The organism is Paenibacillus sp. FSL L8-0436 (assembly GCF_038593025.1).
Lineage (GTDB): Bacteria > Bacillota > Bacilli > Paenibacillales > Paenibacillaceae > Paenibacillus_AQ.
On record NZ_CP151955.1, the window covers coordinates 3,660,631 to 3,679,811 of the forward strand.

Annotated in this window: 18 protein-coding genes; 16 read left to right on the plus strand and 2 right to left on the minus strand. The window is 48.1% G+C overall.

Going from position 1 to position 19,181, the window contains the following annotated elements; genetic code table 11:
• Positions 1-46: 46 nt before the first annotated feature.
• From NSS79_RS16850 to ilvB, 13 genes are all read left to right on the plus strand, one after another.
• The gene (locus NSS79_RS16850; protein WP_342440246.1) at positions 47-3,721 is read left to right on the plus strand and encodes a nitrate reductase subunit alpha; all 3,675 of its coding nucleotides are present in this window, start codon (positions 47-49) and stop codon (positions 3,719-3,721) included.
• Entirely contained in the window at positions 3,711-5,282 is a 1,572-nt protein-coding gene (gene narH, locus NSS79_RS16855; RefSeq protein WP_342440247.1) for a nitrate reductase subunit beta, read from the plus strand. Before NSS79_RS16850 ends, narH begins: the two co-directional genes overlap by 11 nt.
• The gene (gene narJ, locus NSS79_RS16860) at positions 5,275-5,841 is read left to right on the plus strand and encodes a nitrate reductase molybdenum cofactor assembly chaperone (protein WP_342440248.1); all 567 of its coding nucleotides are present in this window, start codon (positions 5,275-5,277) and stop codon (positions 5,839-5,841) included. Before narH ends, narJ begins: the two co-directional genes overlap by 8 nt.
• A complete protein-coding gene (gene narI / locus NSS79_RS16865; protein ID WP_038591863.1) occupies positions 5,838-6,524 on the plus strand; it encodes a respiratory nitrate reductase subunit gamma in 687 nt (228 codons plus the stop codon). Before narJ ends, narI begins: the two co-directional genes overlap by 4 nt.
• Before the next feature lie 49 nt (positions 6,525-6,573).
• Positions 6,574-7,032 (plus strand): GAF domain-containing protein, encoded by a 459-nt coding sequence (locus tag NSS79_RS16870; protein WP_342440249.1) that lies wholly within the window; start codon positions 6,574-6,576, stop codon positions 7,030-7,032.
• Between the two features lie 11 nt (positions 7,033-7,043).
• Positions 7,044-8,096, plus strand: a complete 1,053-nt coding sequence (locus tag NSS79_RS16875; protein WP_342440250.1) for a sensor histidine kinase — start codon at positions 7,044-7,046, stop codon at positions 8,094-8,096.
• Between the two features lie 7 nt (positions 8,097-8,103).
• Positions 8,104-8,751 carry a response regulator transcription factor gene (locus NSS79_RS16880; protein ID WP_342440251.1) on the plus strand — a complete coding sequence of 216 codons (648 nt, stop codon included), beginning with the start codon at positions 8,104-8,106 and terminating at the stop codon, positions 8,749-8,751.
• A gap of 24 nt (positions 8,752-8,775) precedes the next feature.
• Positions 8,776-9,303, plus strand: coding sequence for a hemerythrin domain-containing protein (locus NSS79_RS16885; protein WP_342440252.1), 528 nt, complete (start codon positions 8,776-8,778; stop codon positions 9,301-9,303).
• 215 nt (positions 9,304-9,518) lie between these two features.
• Positions 9,519-9,782 (plus strand): transposase, encoded by a 264-nt coding sequence (locus tag NSS79_RS16890; protein WP_342440253.1) that lies wholly within the window; start codon positions 9,519-9,521, stop codon positions 9,780-9,782.
• Between the two features lie 200 nt (positions 9,783-9,982).
• Entirely contained in the window at positions 9,983-10,432 is a 450-nt protein-coding gene (locus tag NSS79_RS16895; RefSeq protein WP_342440254.1) for a transposase, read from the plus strand.
• A 567-nt stretch (positions 10,433-10,999) separates the two neighbouring features.
• On the plus strand, positions 11,000-12,490 hold the full coding sequence (locus NSS79_RS16900; RefSeq protein WP_076111922.1) for a nitrate/nitrite transporter: 1,491 nt from the start codon (positions 11,000-11,002) through the stop codon (positions 12,488-12,490).
• A 19-nt stretch (positions 12,491-12,509) separates the two neighbouring features.
• Complete coding sequence (gene moaA / locus NSS79_RS16905) at positions 12,510-13,526, plus strand: GTP 3',8-cyclase MoaA (protein WP_342440255.1); 1,017 nt, start codon at positions 12,510-12,512, stop codon at positions 13,524-13,526.
• A gap of 34 nt (positions 13,527-13,560) precedes the next feature.
• Positions 13,561-15,237, plus strand: coding sequence for a biosynthetic-type acetolactate synthase large subunit (gene ilvB / locus NSS79_RS16910; RefSeq protein ID WP_342440256.1), 1,677 nt, complete (start codon positions 13,561-13,563; stop codon positions 15,235-15,237).
• A 75-nt stretch (positions 15,238-15,312) separates the two neighbouring features.
• Here the strand turns inward: ilvB and NSS79_RS16915 are convergent, their stop codons facing one another.
• The gene (locus tag NSS79_RS16915) at positions 15,313-16,026 is read right to left on the minus strand and encodes a YwiC-like family protein (RefSeq protein ID WP_342440257.1); all 714 of its coding nucleotides are present in this window, start codon (positions 16,024-16,026) and stop codon (positions 15,313-15,315) included.
• Between the two features lie 200 nt (positions 16,027-16,226).
• Between NSS79_RS16915 and NSS79_RS16920 the strand changes: the two genes are divergently transcribed.
• Complete coding sequence (locus NSS79_RS16920) at positions 16,227-16,406, plus strand: hypothetical protein (RefSeq protein ID WP_038591888.1); 180 nt, start codon at positions 16,227-16,229, stop codon at positions 16,404-16,406.
• Positions 16,407-16,533: 127 nt separating this feature from the next.
• Positions 16,534-17,166, plus strand: coding sequence for a type 1 glutamine amidotransferase family protein (locus NSS79_RS16925; protein WP_342440258.1), 633 nt, complete (start codon positions 16,534-16,536; stop codon positions 17,164-17,166).
• Positions 17,167-17,185: 19 nt separating this feature from the next.
• On the opposite strand, the gene NSS79_RS16930 is transcribed toward NSS79_RS16925, so the two are convergent.
• Positions 17,186-18,034 carry an AraC family transcriptional regulator gene (locus NSS79_RS16930; RefSeq protein WP_342440259.1) on the minus strand — a complete coding sequence of 283 codons (849 nt, stop codon included), beginning with the start codon at positions 18,032-18,034 and terminating at the stop codon, positions 17,186-17,188.
• Positions 18,035-18,117: 83 nt separating this feature from the next.
• Here NSS79_RS16930 and NSS79_RS16935 point away from each other — a divergent pair, with 83 nt between their 5' ends.
• On the plus strand, positions 18,118-19,176 hold the full coding sequence (locus tag NSS79_RS16935; RefSeq protein ID WP_342440260.1) for a Gfo/Idh/MocA family oxidoreductase: 1,059 nt from the start codon (positions 18,118-18,120) through the stop codon (positions 19,174-19,176).
• Positions 19,177-19,181 lie beyond the last annotated feature (5 nt).

Here is a 19,181-nt window from a genome sequence, read left to right on the forward strand (position 1 = left end):
TTTACGCAACCCTGTCCTTCATTCTGCAAAGGAGTGTTCGTAATCGATGAAGAAAAAATATGGTCTCAACTTTTTCAAGCCAATTGAAAGCTATTCCGGGAACTGGTCCATTCTTGAGGAGAAAAACCGGGATTGGGAGAATATGTACCGCCAGCGCTGGTCTCATGATAAAGTAGTCCGCACCACTCACGGAGTCAATTGTACAGGTTCCTGCAGCTGGAAGGTATTTGTGAAGAACGGAATTATTACCTGGGAGAACCAGCAGATTGATTATCCTTCCTGCGGGCCGGATATGCCGGAATTCGAACCGCGCGGCTGTCCCCGTGGAGCTACATTTTCGTGGTACGAATACAGTCCCCTGCGCGTGAAATATCCCTATGTAAGAGGGAAGTTGTGGCGTCTGTGGCAAACGGCGTTGTCCGGGCATGACAATTACGTCGACGCATGGGCCAGCATTGTAGAAGATCCTGCGAAGGCTGACCTTTACAAGAAGGCCCGCGGCAAAGGCGGTCATATCCGAGTGGGATGGAACGATGTACTCCACCTCATTTCGGCACAACTGATTTATACCATTAGAAAATACGGTCCCGACCGGATTGCCGGCTTCACACCTATTCCGGCCATGTCGATGGTCAGCTACGCTTCGGGTGCGCGCTTCATCTCGCTCCTGGGCGGTCAAATGCTGAGCTTCTATGACTGGTACGCCGATCTTCCACCGGCATCTCCGCAAATTTGGGGCGAGCAGACAGATGTGCCGGAATCATCTGACTGGTACAATGCTGGCTATTTGATGATGTGGGGCTCCAATGTGCCGCTTACCCGGACACCGGATGCACACTTCATGACGGAAGTGCGGTATAAGGGAACCAAGATAGTATCGGTGGCACCGGATCTCGCGGAAAACGTCAAATTCGCCGACAACTGGCTGGCGCCGAATCCCGGTACGGATGCCGCGCTCGCCCAGGCTATGACGCATGTAATTCTGAATGAGTTCTATAATGAGCGCCAGGAACCGATGTTCCTGAATTATGCCAAGCAATATACAGACATGCCTTTTCTGATTTTGCTGGACACGCATGAAGATGCCTTGAAAGGCGGACGTTTTCTCCGGGCGAGCGACCTCGGTGAGACATCGCAGCATTCAGACTGGAAACCGGTCATCTTTGACGAGTCAGCCAGTGAATTCATCGTTCCCAATGGGACCATGGGCCAGCGCTGGGAAGAGGGCAAGCAATGGAACCTGATCCTTGAACGTGAAGATGGAAGCAAAGTGGAGCCGGCGCTGAGCATTGAAGGTCATGGAGAAAAGTGGGCAGAAATTGTATTCCCTTACTTCGATAATGCCGGTAACGGTACGTTCAGACGGATGATCCCGGTCAAAACAATTCAGCTGGCAGACGGTACAGAACGGGTTGTTGCCACTGTTTATGATTTGATGATGAGCCAATACGGCATCGCTCGTACAGCCAGCCCGCTGAACGCCAAGGACTACACTGATGAATTCTCTCTTTACACGCCTGCCTGGCAGGAGAAAATTACGAGTGTGAAATCAAGTGTTGTTGTTCAAATTGCCCGTGAATTTGCCCAGAACGCGATTGATACGGGCGGACGTTCGATGATTATCATGGGGGCTGGGATCAATCACTGGTTCAACAGTGACACCATATACCGTTCCATCTTGAATCTGGTGATGCTCACCGCTTCACAAGGTGTCAATGGCGGGGGCTGGGCGCATTATGTCGGTCAAGAGAAATGCCGCCCGATCGAAGGATGGTCAACTATTGCCTTTGCCAAAGACTGGCAGGGTGCGTCCCGTCAGCAAAATGCCACATCGTTTTTCTACTTTGCAACTGAGCAATGGCGTTATGAGGAGAGCGGCACGGATTCGCTGAAATCGCCGACGGGCGGAGAGGTAGCTTATCAGCATCCCGCTGACTATAACGTGCTGGCTGCACGTCTCGGCTGGCTGCCGTCCTTTCCGCAGTTCAATAAGAACAGCCTGCTGTTCGCGGAAGAAGCTGCGCAGCAGGGCAAGAAGTCCAATGCTGAAATTATTGGCCACACTCTGGAAGAGATCAAATCGCGTAAAACCCGCTTTGCAGTGGAAGATCCGGGCGCTCCTGAGAATTTCCCTCGTTCACTGTTTATCTGGCGCTCGAACCTGATCTCAAGCTCCGCGAAAGGGCAGGAGTATTTCATGAAGCATTTGCTGGGAGCTTCCGACGGGCTGCTCGCCGAGCCGAATGAAGAGCAGAAGCCGGAGGAAATTATCTGGCGGGAAGATGTGGAAGGCAAGCTGGATCTGATGGTTGCCCTGGATTTCCGGATGACTACAACGCCGCTGTATGCGGATATTGTTTTGCCTGCGGCCACCTGGTATGAGAAAACAGATCTGTCATCAACAGACATGCATCCCTTTGTTCACCCGTTCAATCCGGCTGTGAACCCGCTGTGGGAATCGCGTTCGGACTGGGATATTTACCGCCAGCTTGCGGAGGTTTTCTCCGAAATGGCGAAATCACATCTGCCTGGCGTCTACAAAGACCTTGTCTCAACACCTCTCGGCCATGACTCGGTAAGCGAGATTTCACAGCCTATGGGTCTTGTCAAAGACTGGGCCAAAGGCGAGATTGAAGCGATCCCGGGTAAAACAATGCCAAACCTAAGCATTGTAGAACGGGACTATACCCAAATACATGATAAATACATCTCGCTCGGACCCAACCTCGCAACCGGCAAAGCAGGGGCACATGGCATCAGCTTCTCTGTCGCCGAAGAATACGAGGAATTGAAGCAGATAAGCGGGGTTCATTTCGACGATTCAATCAAAAACGGACTGCCAAAACTTCAAACTGCCCGCCAGGCGGCAGATACGATCCTTCATCTGTCATCGGCTACCAATGGCCGTGTATCCCAGAAGGCTTACGCGCAAGCGGAGAAAGATTCGGGCGTTGAGCTCAGAGATATCTCGGCTGACCGGGCAGCAGAGAAGATTACGTTCCAAAGCATCACCGCTCAGCCGAGGGAAGTCATTCCCACACCGGTATTCAGCGGCTCGAACAAGCAGGGCCGCCGTTATTCGCCGTTCACAACTAATATTGAACGTCTTGTTCCTTTCCGTACCTTGACCGGAAGACAGCATTTCTATATTGACCATGAGATTTTCCTGCAGTTTGGAGAATCGCTGCCAGTCTATAAGCCCACCTTGCCGCCGATGGTCTTCGGACCACGTGACAAGGCAGTGAAAGGCGGACAGGATTCGCTTGTTCTACGGTATTTGACACCGCATGGCAAGTGGAATATCCACTCTACCTACCAGGATAACCAGCACATGCTGACCTTGTTCCGCGGGGGTCCAACCGTATGGATCAATAATGAGGATGCCGAAGCGCATCAGATTTCGGATAATGACTGGCTGGAAGTATACAACCGCAACGGTGTCGTAACCGCACGCGCAGTCGTCAGCCACCGGATGCCGAGAGGCACCATGTTTATGTACCACGCCCAGGACAAGCATATTCAAGTACCAGGCTCTGAGATCACGGATACTCGCGGCGGAAGTCATAATGCTCCTACACGAATTCATTTGAAGCCTACTCAGATGGTGGGCGGATACGCACAGCTCAGCTACGGTTTCAACTACTATGGTCCAATCGGCAACCAGCGGGATGTCTACGTAGCCGTACGCAAAATGAAGGAGGTTAACTGGCTTGAAAATTAAAGCGCAAGTAGCAATGGTAATGAATCTGGATAAATGTATTGGCTGCCACACATGCAGTGTCACCTGCAAGACAACCTGGACTAACCGTAAAGGCGCGGAATATATGTGGTTCAACAACGTTGAAACGAAGCCGGGGATCGGCTATCCGAAACGTTGGGAAGACCAGGAGCTCTATAAAGGCGGCTGGAAGCTGCGTAAAGGAAAGCTGGAGCTGAAGTCAGGCAATAAGCTATCCAAGATCGCGCTCGGCAAAATTTTCTACAATCCAGACATGCCGGAAATGAAGGATTACTATGAGCCGTGGACTTACAATTACGAACATTTGACGAATGCAGGTGAACAAAAACATTCCCCGGTCGCACGGGCACATTCGGCGGTAACGGGTGAGAAGATGGATCTGGAATGGGGGCCGAACTGGGAAGATGATCTCGCGGGAGCGCATGTAACCGGACCGCTGGATCCGAACATCCAGAAAATTGAGGAAGAGATCAAATTCAACTTCGAAAAATCCTTTATGATCTATCTGCCCCGCCTTTGTGAACACTGCCTTAATCCGAGTTGTGTCGCATCCTGTCCTTCCGGTGCGATGTACAAACGGGATGAAGACGGAATTGTGCTCGTCGACCAGGAAGCCTGCCGCGGCTGGAGATATTGCATGACGGGCTGTCCGTATAAGAAGGTGTACTTCAACTGGCAGACCAACAAGGCGGAGAAATGTACCTTCTGCTTCCCCCGCGTGGAAGCGGGCTTGCCAACGGTCTGCTCCGAGACTTGTACCGGCCGTATTCGTTATTTGGGCGTTTTGCTGTATGACGCCGACAAAGTCCTTGATGCCGCTTCGACGCCGGACGAGAAGGACCTGTATAAAGCACAATGTGATCTGTTTATGAATCCGCATGATCCGGAAGTGATTGCCCAGGCAAGAAAAGACGGCATTTCGGAAGACTGGCTGGAGGCAGCCCAGAACTCCCCGGTCTACAAGCTTGCCATCGAGCACAAGCTGGCATTCCCGCTTCATCCGGAATACCGGACGCTGCCAATGGTTTGGTATGTGCCGCCGCTTAGTCCGATCATGAATTATTTTGAAGGAAAAGATTCGCTTAAGAATCCGGATCAGATCTTCCCGGCTATCGAAGAAATGCGCACTCCGATCCAGTATTTGGCTAACATGCTGACTGCAGGTGACACGCAGACGGTCAAAGAAGCCTTGCAGCGGATGGCAATGATGCGCTCATATATGCGCGCCAAATCCACAGGTCAGGAATTCGACCTGAGCCGTCTGGAACGTGTAGGCATGACTGCGCATCAGACGGAACAGATGTACCGGCTGCTTGCCATCGCCAAATATGAAGACCGCTTTGTGATTCCGACTTCCCACAGAGAACAGCATATGAACCCTTATCGTGCCCAAGGTTCGACCGGCTATGGCAATAGCATGGGAGATATGGGCTCCGGCTCAGGCTGTGACGGCTGCGGCCCGGCCAGTGATGCAGGAACCACGATGAAGAACGGCAAGGAAATGTATGAAGAGAACTTCTACGGAGGGATTTGGCGTGATTGATCTGATCAAATTGTACGATTACAAGCAATCCTTCGGATATTTCGCCCTGCAGCTTATGTACCCGGAGAAGCTGGATTTTCATCCGGCTTTACTGGAAGAGGCGTTCAGCAGCGGCCACCCGGGTTACGCCCATGTGCACACCTACTGGTCACTGATGCAAAACTTCAGCCTGGAAGAGATTCAGGAGAGTTATGCGGCCACTTTTGATTTCCAGAAAGACTGCGCCCTGTACATGACCTATTTTAAATTTGAAGATGCCAAAGAACGTGGACAGTTGCTGGCCAAACTGAAGCTATTATACGAAATGTTCGGGCTGCAAATGCCGGAAGGGGAGCTGCCCGATTATCTTCCGCTGATGTGTGAGTTTCTGTATGCTGCAGAATGGCTTGAAGATCCGTCAGCGCCAGAGAATTTCGGGATGCTGATTGCGATCCTTGAGGATGGCACCTATCATCTGCTCAAGGCGCTTGATAAGAATAAAAGTCCCTATTTCCACCTGGTGAAGGGATTGCGTGAAACATTCAAAGCTTGTGCCCGACAGGAGGCCCCCAGTCAATGAATATGTTTGCTCAGTTTCTATGGGTTATTTTCCCTTACATTTGTATGGTGGTCTTTATCGGCGGACATATCTTCCGCTACCGCAAGGATCAGTTTAACTGGACGGCGAAATCCAGCGAATTCATTGAAAAGAAACAGCTGAAATATGGAAGTATCTTATTCCATCTTGGGATTATTCCGGTCATTTTTGGCCATGTCGGCGGTCTCGCCATACCGAAGTCATGGATGGAGGCAATCGGTGTCAATGAACATCTTTACCACATAGGCGCGGTGTATATTGGCGGGTTTTTCGGTGTAGCCACGTTGCTGGGGATGATCATTCTGACCTCCCGCCGCTTTACGATCAAGAATGTCCGCCGGCTCAGCAGTGCCTCCGATTTGATTGTCAATTCCCTGCTGCTTTTTATCGTCTTTATGGGAATGTACTCCACGATCGTAACCAATGCCGTACAGCCCGAGTTTGATTACCGTGAGACGATTTCCGTCTGGTTCCGGGGCCTCTTCATGTTCAGACCGGACCCGTCACTTATGGAAAGTGTGCCGTTTTCTTTCAAGCTGCACATCCTGTCCGGTTTTGCTATCTTTGCCTTTTGGCCGTTCACCCGCTTAGTCCATGTATGGAGTGTTCCATTGAATTATGTAGGCAGAAGTTATATTCTATACAGAAGAAATAAATCGAATTAAAGGAAAGCAAGCGAAAACTTCTTTCCCTGTTCAATTAGGAGAGAGAACGATGACAAATACGGTGAATTACCAAAAGGAGCTAGATCAGATCCGCAAGGTTTTAGGTTATGATTTTATGTCAATGGCCCTTGCTGAACCGGCAGAATATGACTATGTGATCCGATGGAAATATGCCTCCGGCAATACGAATGACCGTTTCAAACGGATTGTGCTGCAATCGGGAAGAGGAATTGCGGGAATCGTGTTCAAGACCGGAAAACCGTTTTTACTCTCTTCTGTACAGAAACATGTTCAGCCAGATACCTTGTTTAACTATCCCATTACTAAGATGGAGAATTTGAACAGCATTGGTGCTGTCCCCATATGGAACGATGCCCGCGTCGCTGGTGTACTGCTTGGAGGATTCAGGGGAGAAGAGCAGGTAACCGATGAAATGCTGCACGCCTTGGAGACAGTTGCGCGTAAAGGTATTGGAGACTTGAACGGGAAGGAATTGTTGCTGAGTTGAGGGTACCCGGAATGGATCTGCCGAATCTGTTAATGACGAAGCTGTTTGAGAACAGCATGGAGGCCATGTTCTTTTTTGACCGGGAAGGGAAGGCCCTGGCAATGAATCCGGCTGCCGAGAATATCGTAGACAAGGATATCCTGAAGCAGCTTTATCAGGGAAATCCCCAGGCTCTTTGTGGAACTTGCCGGGGGTATACCAGTGAAACGGAACTGCGCACCTGCCTAAACTGTTATTTCAATACACCGGACTCCGAGGATTTCACATCCTATCAAGTTTACCTGGAAACCAAAGACAAAGGGATTGTTCCTTATGCCGCTACGTTTCATACCATAGATTACGAGCAAGGTATCCGGGTATTTATGCTGAGAGATTTAACGAGACAGTTCAAAACGCAAGAGAAGTTTTATCAGAACAAAATGATGAAACATGTGATAGAAGCGCAGGAGAATGAACGCAAACGGATATCCCGTGAGCTTCATGACAGTGTTGCCCAGGAGTTGATGAGCGCCGTCATTGATCTTCGCGTACTCAAATATATGACATCTGACGAGCAGCTGCTGAGGAAAGTGAAGCAGACTGAGGTATCAATGACCCGGCTGCTGAATGATATCCGCAACCTCTCAGTAGAGCTTAGACCTGCGGCACTCGATGATTTCGGATTGGAAGCTGCATTCCGGTCCCACTTCAAACGGATGGAACAAAGCTATGGCCTTGTAATCGAATATAAATCTCAGCTTTCAGAGAAGCGTTATGAGAGTGAAATCGAGACCGTCATGTACCGGGTTTGCCAGGAAGCCGTTTTGAACGCGCTAAAATATGCCCAAGTGGACACGGTCAAAGTTTCTCTTACAGAGAAAGAAGGTGTCCTGCGGCTCCTGGTCGAAGATGAAGGAACCGGCTTCAAATTGGGGGACGAACCTAGCGGAACCGGACTTGGCCTCTTTGGCATGCAGGAACGGGCGGAATTGGTAGGCGGTACTTTCAATGTAGATTCAGGTATTGGCAGAGGTACAACAATCCTTTTACAGGTTCCTGTAGGATTTGCTCAAGGGAAGGAATGAGATTCTGATGAAGATCGTCATTGCAGACGACCATGCGATAGTACGCAGCGGATTCTCCATGATCCTGAATTTTCAGGATGATATTGAAGTGATCGGAGCGGCGGCAGACGGAAGAGAAGCTTATGCCATGGTAGCCAAATTCCGGCCGGATATTCTGATCATGGATCTGAGCATGCCGCCGGGAGAAAGCGGACTGATTGCGACAGGCAAGATTAAAGAAGATTACCCGGATACCAAAATCCTGATTCTGACGATGCATGATGATGAGGAATACTTATTCCATGTACTCAAGAACGGAGCTTCCGGATATGTCCTCAAAAGCGCGCCGGACGAGGAGCTATTGCTGGCCATTCGGACCATTTATGAAGGCGGCACCTACATCCATCCCAAGATGGCGACTTCTCTAGTCCGTGAGTTCATTAAAAAGGATAAGTCCGTCAGTACAGAGGACCTGTTCGAATTGTTGTCGAAACGGGAGCTGGAGATTCTACCGCTAATCGCCAAGGGATACGGCAACAAGGAAATTGCTGAGAAGCTGTTCATTTCCGTGAAAACGGTCGAAGCCCACAAGGCTAAAATCATGGAGAAATTAAATCTTAAAAGCCGGCCTGAGCTGGTTGAATATGCATTAAGGAAAAAAATGCTGGATTTCTAACCGGTGAATGGAGGTTATGCTTGCGTGCCGGATTTTGCAGAATTGCAGTTTACAACACCCGCCATGCGCATTCTTGAGAACGAACACCGTTATCTGTCCTTTCTTATGGAAGAATGGCATGCCATCGTGCTTTGGTTTGAACAGGAAAAGATAAGTGTGGAAGAAGGCAGGACACGGGTTCAAGAGCTGCGTAAAGGGGTCCTCGATTTTACCGGTCCGCTGAAAAAGCATAAAGCGAAGGAAGAAACACACTTTTTTCCGCTGCTGGGCACTTATATCGGTTTTGAACAAGGGCCGCTTGTCGGTATCCAGGAGGAACACAGCGAAATTGACGGATATATCGGCCATTTCCTGCATCACACGAATAGCGGGATAGAGCTGATGTCACTTGAAGAGATCCGTGAAGCTGTGAGATATGCCGGTGAAGCTTTTGAAGTATTGACTGTGCACTTTGTAAAAGAGGAGAATGTCATTTATCCGATGGCCGAAAATCAGATGAATGCTTTAGACAAAGAGCGGTTAAGCCAGAAACTAAATACGCTCATCACCTGAAACACAGGAGGGGCTGTCCCAAAAGCCTTGAAATGGCTGCTTGGGACAGCCCTTGTTTTTGAGTAAGATCAACTTGAGCACTTAGTGTGGACGCTCCGCGAACGGACCGTTGTTTAAGCGGGAATTGTTTCTACAATCTTCTAAAAAAACAACAAAGAAATCGCCCTTTTGGTAAAATGGAAGTACCACCAACCATCCCGAAAGGAGCGATTTCTTTGTACATTCAATATACCATGGACCAACTTTGCTTGCCAATGGATTTAGAAGAAGACATCCCACAAAATCATCTCGTTCGTGTCGTTAACGCAGCCGTAAATCGGCTGGACGACGTTATCTTTGACGCTGTCTATCCTGGCGGCGGCCGTGATAGTTACCACCCCAAAATGCTCACCAAAGGCATTATTTACGCCTACACCCAGCGCATCTATTCCTCCCGGAAAATTGCCAAAGCCGTCCGAGAGAACCTTCCCTTCATGTAACTAGCCGGACGGGAGCAACCGGATTTCTGCACGATCAACCATTTCCATTCCCAACGAATGAGGGACGTCCTCGAAACCGTATTTACCACAGTCCTTCAATTTCTCGCAGACGAAAAATACGTCTCCCTGGAGCATTACTTTGTAGGCGGCACTAAGATTGAGGCAATACCTATCGCTACACATTTGTTTAGGGGAAAGCCGTGAGTAAACACAAGGCTAAATTGCAGGAGAACGTCCATGCTCTGTTTGCTGACATTGAAGCGGCAGAGCACCAGGAAGAACGGGAATGCCAGGGAAAGGGACTCGCCGAACTCGGCGAATCTTACGAGATGAGCAGTGAGAAATTGGAACACCTGACCCTGGCTGCCGAGTACGACCAGTACCAAACGCTGCTTGGTGACAGAAACAGCTTCAGCAAGACTGACCCGGATGCGACCTTCATGCAGATGAAGGAAGACCACATGCGAAACGGTCAACAGGCTCGGGACATCCTGCGAAGTGAGGAAGGTTACGCCCTGGCCGTACGACGAATGACGGAACCGGAAAGTGTATTTGGACAACTGAAGAATAACCGGGGCTTTAGGCGATTTCTGCTTCGCTGCATGGGAAAAGTGACGCCCCCAGGTCAGTTGGCTTTTACTTGCTCATAATCTACTGAAGCAGGCTGCAAATGACCAAAACCGCAGAGCAGCGATCCTCCAATAATAGGAGAATCGCTGCTCTGTTGAATTTTACGGTTTTGAGAATGAATGTGGTCTGTCTCCGCTCGTAGAAAACTACTTTTGGGACAGCCCCTTTTTTATGCTTTGTAGCTATATAGATTGAACTTGAAACTTGAGGAAAGGGAGCGGAGCGACGGAGGGGGATTTTGGAACTGTAGGAGCGATAGCGACCGCCTTTGTCTTCGGATTTCAACCTCAAACAGCGGTCATAATCAAGAAATTCTTACGACAACAGCGGCCGGAAGTCCAAATATTCTCCGCAGTTGCGACTGAACCTTTACTCTAAACTTTTCAGTTCAAGTTATATAGAACTTAAGAAGGTGATTCCAGTGTCTTCATACAGGGCGAAGCCGTTCCAGCCATTTTCAGGGTTTACCCTGTCAGGGAAAGGGTTCTCCCCTATATCTGAACAGGGGGATCGGCGGATACAATGAGATCAGGAAATACGTATCTAGATAAACAATCAGGAGAATAAATGGCGAAAAGGTGAGTTGAATGATTAAAAAAATGCAGTTGCCGCTACAAACATTAAACTTGATTCTCGGATTCATGGTATGGGTTATTATTTCCTCCCTGATGCCTTTTATTTCCGAAGACATCAGCATTCCACCCGGAAAATTGGCGATGGTCACCGCAATTCCGGTTGTCCTGGGTTCGATTCTAAGAATTCCGCTTGGCTATTATGCAAATATTTTAGGAGCACGGATTATCTTTATGACCAGCTTTATTCTGCTCTTATTTCCGGTCTACTTTATTAGTGAAGCTTCTACAATGACTCATTTAATTATTGGAGGAACTTTTCTTGGAGTCGGCGGGGCTGTATTCTCAGTAGGGGTTACTTCACTGCCTAAGTATTTCCCTAAAGAAAAACATGGTTTGGTAAACGGGGTTTACGGAATAGGCAATATCGGAACTGCCGTCACAACCTTCTCGGCCCCGTTCGTAGCCGCACAAATCGGCTGGTCACCGACTGTGAAGATGTACTTGATTCTTTTACTTATCTTTATTGCATTGAATTTCTTTTTCGGGGACCGGCACGAACCCAAGATGAAAACACCGATCATCGAGCAAATCAAAGGTGTTGCCAAAAATGAGAAGCTCTGGCTGTTCTCGCTGTTCTACTTTATTACCTTCGGGTCTTTTGTGGCGTTTACGATTTATTTGCCGAACTTCCTGGTCTCCAATTTTGGACTGGAAAAGGTGGACGCAGGCATGCGCACAGCCGGCTTCATAGCGGTTGCTACTTTTTTCCGGCCGGTAGGTGGCTGGCTCGGGGATAAATTCCAGCCTTTGTTCCTGCTGATTGGCACATTCAGTATCTATACGGTAGCAGCTATCATTCTTGCATTTATGCCTTCCATGGGTCTGTACACAGCGGGCTGCCTTGCCATTGCGGTAAGTGCGGGAATCGGAAACGGTGTTATTTTCAAATTGATGCCTTTGTACTTTAATAAGCAGGCTGGGATTGCTAACGGGATTGTGTCAATGATGGGTGGTCTTGGCGGCTTTTTCCCGCCGATTATGCTGTCGTTGATTTATTCGGTCACAGGTCAATATTCCATTGGATTCATGCTGCTCTCGCAGGTGGCCCTAGCCAGTCTGGTGCTGGTGGTATGGCTGTATTATCAGGATCGGCTTGCGCTTACCTCTGAAGTGTTCAACTCGACCGGACAGGGGATTCTGGTAACCGATGTATCAGGACTTATTAAAACCGTGAATCCGGCATTTACGAAGCTCACGGGCTTCACCGAAGAAGAGGTACTCGGCAAACAACCCAGCATCCTGAAGTCAGGCCGCCAATCCAAGGATTTCTACAACGGCATGTGGAGTGAAATCAGGGCGAAGGGGATGTGGCAGGGCGAAATCTGGAACCGACGCAAAAATGGTGAGGAATATTTGCAGTGGCTAAATATCAGCGCTGTCAAAGACGAGACAGGCGAAGATGTCCGCTATGTGGGCACGTTTAGCGATATCACGCAGAAGTAACCGAAAGGGACGATGCCAGATGAATGTACATCCACCACAAGATCAACTGCGGCGGCCCATCCACGATTTGCGGATATCTGTAACCGACCGGTGCAATTTCCGGTGTTCCTACTGCATGCCAAAAGAAGTGTACGGTGAAGATTATGCCTTCCTTCCGACAAGTGAGCTGCTGACATTTGAAGAAATTCACCGCTTGACGAGGTTGTTTGTTTCGCTTGGCGTAAGCAAAATCAGGCTGACCGGCGGTGAACCGCTGATGCGGCGGGGTCTGCCCGAGCTTGTTGCCAAGATTGGCTCTTTGGACGGTGTAGAAGATATCGGTTTGACGACCAATGGGGTACTGCTAGGGCAACTGGCGGAGCCTCTATACGAGGCGGGACTACGCAGACTGAATGTTAGCCTGGATGCACTGAATCCTGAGCTTTTTGGGAGAATAAACGGGCGTGGCATCAAACCTGGTTTTATTTTAAAACAGATCGTACATGCTATAGAGGCCGGTTTTGAGGTCAAAGTGAACATGGTGGTGCAAAGAGGTCTGAACGAATCGGAGATTCTGCCGATGGCCCGCTATTTCAAAGAAAGAAATATAACGTTGCGGTTCATCGAGTTCATGGATGTCGGCAACGACAATGGCTGGAGCTTTGAAAAAGTCGTAACGAAAAAAGATATCATGGAGCGCCTCCAGAGTACATTCGAGCTGGAAGCACTCGACAACAATTATTTCGGCGAAGTTGCCCAACGCTACCGCTATAAGGGCTGCAAGGCAGAGGTTGGTTTTATTACTTCGGTATCCGAGTCGTTTTGTTCTTCCTGCACGCGCGCCCGGCTGTCCTCTGACGGCAAATTTTATACCTGCCTGTTCGCATCAAGCGGTTTTGATCTCAGGAAGATGATTCGCAGCGGGGCGGATGATCAAAGCTTGCTCAAAGCTATTAGGAACGTCTGGGAGCAGCGTACAGACCGCTATTCTGATGACCGGACGGAACAAACCGTAAGGAATAGAACAAAGATAGGGATGTCCTATATTGGAGGTTAACGACTGATAGTACGATGGGAGATGAATTGTGCCAATGAACGGAGCACAGCTGCTAATTCAGATGTTGATAGAGAAGAAAATTGACACCCTCTTCGGATACCCCGGCGGTGCGGTATTACCTTTATATGATGCGTTGTATGATTGCGACAGCATACAGCATGTTCTCGTTAGACATGAGCAGGCAGCGGTACATGCCGCTGATGGATATGCCAGAGTAACGGGACGCCCGGGAGTAGCGCTTGTTACCAGCGGGCCTGGTGCAACAAATGCGGTTACCGGTATTGCTACAGCCTTTATGGACTCGATTCCGTTAATCGTCCTGACGGGCCAGGTTTCCACCGATCTCATAGGTCTGGACAGCTTTCAGGAAGTAGACATTTATGGCATGACGATGCCCATCACCAAACACAACTATATTGTCAGGGAGGTCGCCGATCTTCCGAAGATTGTGAACGAGGCATTCCATGTCGCAACAACGGGACGACCCGGCCCAGTCCTCATTGATTTGCCGAAGAATGTAATGGCAGCAGAATTTAACATGGAGGAACAATCTGGAAATCAGGTTTCCCAGCCATATATCCGGGGTTATCAGCCAAAGCATTCTATTGATCCTCTGGACATCCAGTTCGCAGCTGATCGGTTGAACCGATCTGAACGCCCGCTTATTCTTATTGGTGGAGGCTGTATGACAGGTAATACTCCGGCATTGTTAAAAGAGTTCGCCGAGCAATTCAACCTTCCTGTAGCCAGTACGCTAATGGGTTTGGGTGCTTTTCCATCCGGGCATTCCCTGCATCTGGGTATGGTTGGGATGCATGGAACAGTCGGAGCCAATCGTGCGCTGCAGGGTGCGGACGTTGTGTTATGTCTCGGGGTTCGTTTCAGTGACCGTGTTACAGGCAACCGTAAGGCATTCTCGCCGGGTTCTTATAAAATCCAAGTCGATATCGAACCTTCCGAATTAAATAAGAACGTTGCAGTCGATCTTGCTATCACAGGAGAATGCGCAGATCTGCTTGCCGGACTGTTGGGAAAAATACATATACAAGAACCTGCTGTATGGAATCAGCAAATCCGGATCTGGTCCAAGCGTTCAACAAAATCACCCCGGGTGCAGGATAATAAGCTGACTCCGGTTGAGGTGATAAGGTGCATACAAAATGCAACAGATGGCGATGCCATCATCTCTACCGACGTAGGACAGCACCAAATTTGGACGGCCACACATTATAATTTCTCAGAGGCCCGCTCTTTCCTGACCTCCGGCGGGCTTGGGACAATGGGCTATGGCCTGCCGGCTGCAATTGGTGCTGCAGTAGCTTTTCCTGACCGCCAAGTGATGTGCATCACGGGAGACGGAAGCATCCAGATGAATATGCAGGAAATGATGACAGCGGTCGATCTGGGCCTGAACGTCAAAGTCGCTATCTTCAAAAATGGCTACCTGGGCATGGTCAGGCAGTGGCAGCAGCTGTTTCTTGGCCGCCGTTATTCTTCCGTACGTATCAGTTCACCCGATTTCGTAGCTTTGGCCAAATCCTTTGGCGCCCAGGGGCTCCGGGCCGATAATCTTGCTGATGCCGAGCATATTATTGATCTTGCTCTCCATACGGACGGACTTGTCGTCATGGAGTTCGATATTACCGAGGAAACGAATGTATATCCGATCGTACCTCCGGGGTCCAGCAATCAGGACATGATTGTTGAATAACCTCAGGCCAATTCAAAAAGGATGTTTCTCTATCGAATCACCGGTAGAGGAACATCCTTTTTTTGCTGACAACCACTAGAAGTACAGCACAAGCACAGACACATACAACATAAGGGAAAAACCTATTTCAATCATTCCGGTACGCTTGGCGGTGATCCCTGTCTTGGGGAGAATGGCTGCCCGAAGCAGCAGGATAACAAGTGGAGCAAGCAATGTAGGGAATAGCAGCAGACCAGCCACTGCAAACAGCAAATGATACAGAACAGATCCGTAATAGAAGCGGATGTTGTTTCGTTCACGAATAACCGTTTTGACATACAAGGCGGTCCCGGTAAAATAGAGTAAGCTGAGCAGGAACAGCTCTGTCACGGCTCCCCAGCTTTCTCCTTTGCCGACATAAAAGACAGGATAAATGATCAGACAAAATGCCAAAATGGCGCAAATATCATTAAGCAAGGCACGTTCATTTTTGGTTTTTGCATAATACAGATTAACAGCGAACAGGGGAACAAGCGGCAGAACAAATCCTAACAGCTTAGGTTCAGCAATCACCAGATAAAGGATCAAGGGCAGAAGCAGAATCCCGTAAACCCGCATGGGCGGGAGGTAACGCTCCAATTTCCCTGTCTTTACCCATTGCAGCAACGGGAAACTGAACAAATAGATCAGAAGCCAGCAAACAAACAGGGGAATATGTATAACTTGCCCTTTCGATGAAGCGACTCCGAACAGAAATGGAAGGATAAGCATCGCCCAAGCCCCGTGCTGGTTGGGTATATACTTCCTCATGAGAACAAAACCCCCTTCCCTGAAAATAAACGACAACCTTAGGTTGCCGCACTACTTAACTATACGTCCTTACCTAGGTTGTTATAGTGATTTGAGACACTACGTATCGATAATAATGTATGAATAACAGTCATTTACCTTGTACATAGTAAAGGAGAACGCTGCTCATAAAGTGGAAGAAGAAGGGAGTGCTGTGGAGCATGAAAGAAAAAGAAATTAAACAGAACGCTATTGAAGCGGACCAGTTGAACTTTCACGACCAAACAGACGATGTAGTCCGTAGTGTGTCTGCCCCAAAGGGGATCGACGAAGCCGTTGTAGCTATGACCTCACATATCAATAAATACGATGTGCCGGATGAGCTGGAAGACAATAATTAATGAATCAAGCGCGTGCAGGTTAACCTGATACGCGCTTTTTTATATGGCTTGATAAACTTCCCTGACGGTAGCTGTCAGGGAAGTTAAATTATAATAGGCTTATCAAATGTGATTGGAGTGTTATAGAATGCAAACCCAAAAAGCTTATCTTTATGTATTTAATACAATGTCAGACTGGGAATACGGATATTTAATTGCTGAACTAAACACAGGCAGATATTTCAAAAAAGATTTAGCACCTTTAAAAGTAGTTACGGTAGGTGCTAATAAAGAAATGGTTACTACGATGGGAGGACTGCATATCAAACCGGATATTTCCATTGATGAGTGTACAATTCAGAGTAACGATCTTTTAGTGTTGCCCGGAGGGAATACTTGGGGAGAAGATATTCATCAGCCTGTCTTGAAAAAAGTTGGCCAAGCTTTACAGCTAGGCACTATTGTTGCTGCAATTTGTGGGGCAACCGAGGGGCTGGCGAACAATGGATACCTGGATTCTAGAAAGCACACAAGTAATAACTTAGAGTATCTTAAAATGGTCTGTCCGAATTATAAAGGAGATAAATTCTATGAGATAGGACCTGCTGTATCTGGTGAGAATTTGGTTACTGCCTCAGGGGTAGCCCCACTGGAATTTGCGATGGAGGTACTGAAACAATTAGATGTATTTACACCAGATACATTGCATTCATGGTACAACCTCAATAAGACTCAACAACCTGAATACTTTTTCCAGTTAATGAATTCAATGTCCTTGTAAGCGTGCAATCAACATGTGATTATACATTATTGCGAAAATGTTGGGGGGAAACACCTACATATTTTTTGAATAGCCGCGAAAAGTAAAAAACATCATTGTATCCAAGGGAAACGGCAGTATCTTTAATCGATCGATCTGTATTCAGCAGTATATTTTTGGCTTCGGAAATTTTGAGACGGTGAATGTACTTATTAAGTGAGTACCCGGTATGTTTCTGAATGATACGCCGGAGCGTGGATATCGAAATGTGGTAGCGTTCGCAGAATGCATCAGCATCAAAACTTTGATGCAGGGATGCCGCAATATCATCCATGAGCTTGGTGATGTAGTCGGTCGAATCGGTATTAGGCTGGCTGCTTTGTACAAATTCGTACAAAAGGGATTCAAGGAGTAAGGAAGCCCGGTCCAGATTGCTTGGAAGGCCGCTTTCCATCAACATGAAGATTCGATCAATTTTGCTCTGCTGTGCATCATCGAGTCCTGTCTGGCGGACACGGTAAGGTTCGGTTAACCAGGTAGAGAGCCACTCCGCAGTTCGTGATCCTTCTACTGTGAAATAGAATTCATCCCAAGTCTCTTGCGGGTCGGGTCCATAGTCAAAGGTGGCATCTGGAAAAAAGACAAAAAAAGAACCTTTATGAACAGGCTGCTTTTCCTTGTTGTTAACCTGATATGTGCCCTTGCCGCCCGCAATGTAAACGAAAGCATAATATTGGAATTGGGCTTGGGTTCGATACAGCGACCGGTTGGGGAGGTGCCCGACATTGACGATCGATAATGATTTTAGCTGCAGCTTACTTTCATCTGTCGTGCGATCAATAATGCGAATAGGCTTAGAACTGATTGTATAGTCCATGTAGGTGGTCATGATGGTTATTCTACCTCCAGAAGAGTCATGTTATCTTAATTGTATAATAAAATATGACCAATATATAGGAGGGTTCATGCAGCATGAGTAAAAAGAAAATTGGACTGATCGGAGCGGGATCCATCTCCGACTTGCATTTGCAAGCCTACCAGGGGAATGAACATGCAGAACTATATGCTATATGTGACTTGAATCAGCAACGGGCAGAAGATAAAGCGAAGCAGTACAATATTCCGAACGTGTATACAGATTATCATGATTTATTAGCTAATCCCGAAGTGGAAGCGGTCAGCATTTGTACGTGGAACAACAGTCATGCAGAGATCAGTATTGCAGCCCTGCGTGCCGGTAAGCATGTACTAGTGGAGAAACCTTTATGCCGCAGCGTTGAAGAAGCGAATGCCATCCAGGATGCGGTACGTGAAACTGGCAAATTGTTGCAGGTCGGATTTGTGCGCCGTTACGACGCCAATGCGCAGCTTGTAAAGAACTTCATTGAGAAAGATGAACTGGGTGAAATCTATTATGCTAAAGCTTCTTGTATCCGTAGACTTGGGAATCCGGGTGGCTGGTTTGCAGATGTTGAACGTTCCGGGGGCGGTCCATTAATTGATCTCGGAGTCCATGTTATTGATTTGTGCTGGTATATGATGGGGCGTCCAAAGCCCGTTTCGGTTAGCGGCAACACGTATCACAAATTGGGCAACCGCGCGAATGTGAAGAACTTATCCTTTTATCAGGCAGCCGATTATGATCCAAGTACCAATGGAGTGGAAGATATGGCAAATGCATTAATCCGTTTCGAGAATGGGGCATCGCTTATGGTTGATGTCAGCTTTACCCTTCATGCGAAGTCGGATGAGCTTGCTATTCGTTTATACGGTGATAAGGGCGGAGTGGAAATTGAACCTGAATTGACCATGATTACTGAAAAATATGACACCATTCTGAATGTAGCTCCGCAAACAGACAGCAAATCCATAAATGTGCCGGAAGCATTTTGTAATGAAGTGAATCACTTTCTGGACTGCCTGCAATCTGGAGAAACACCGATCAGTCCGGTAGAAGACGGCTTGCAAATCATGAAGATATTGTGCGGTATCTATGAGTCTGCGAACAAAGGACAAGAAGTTCAGCTCTAATAGAA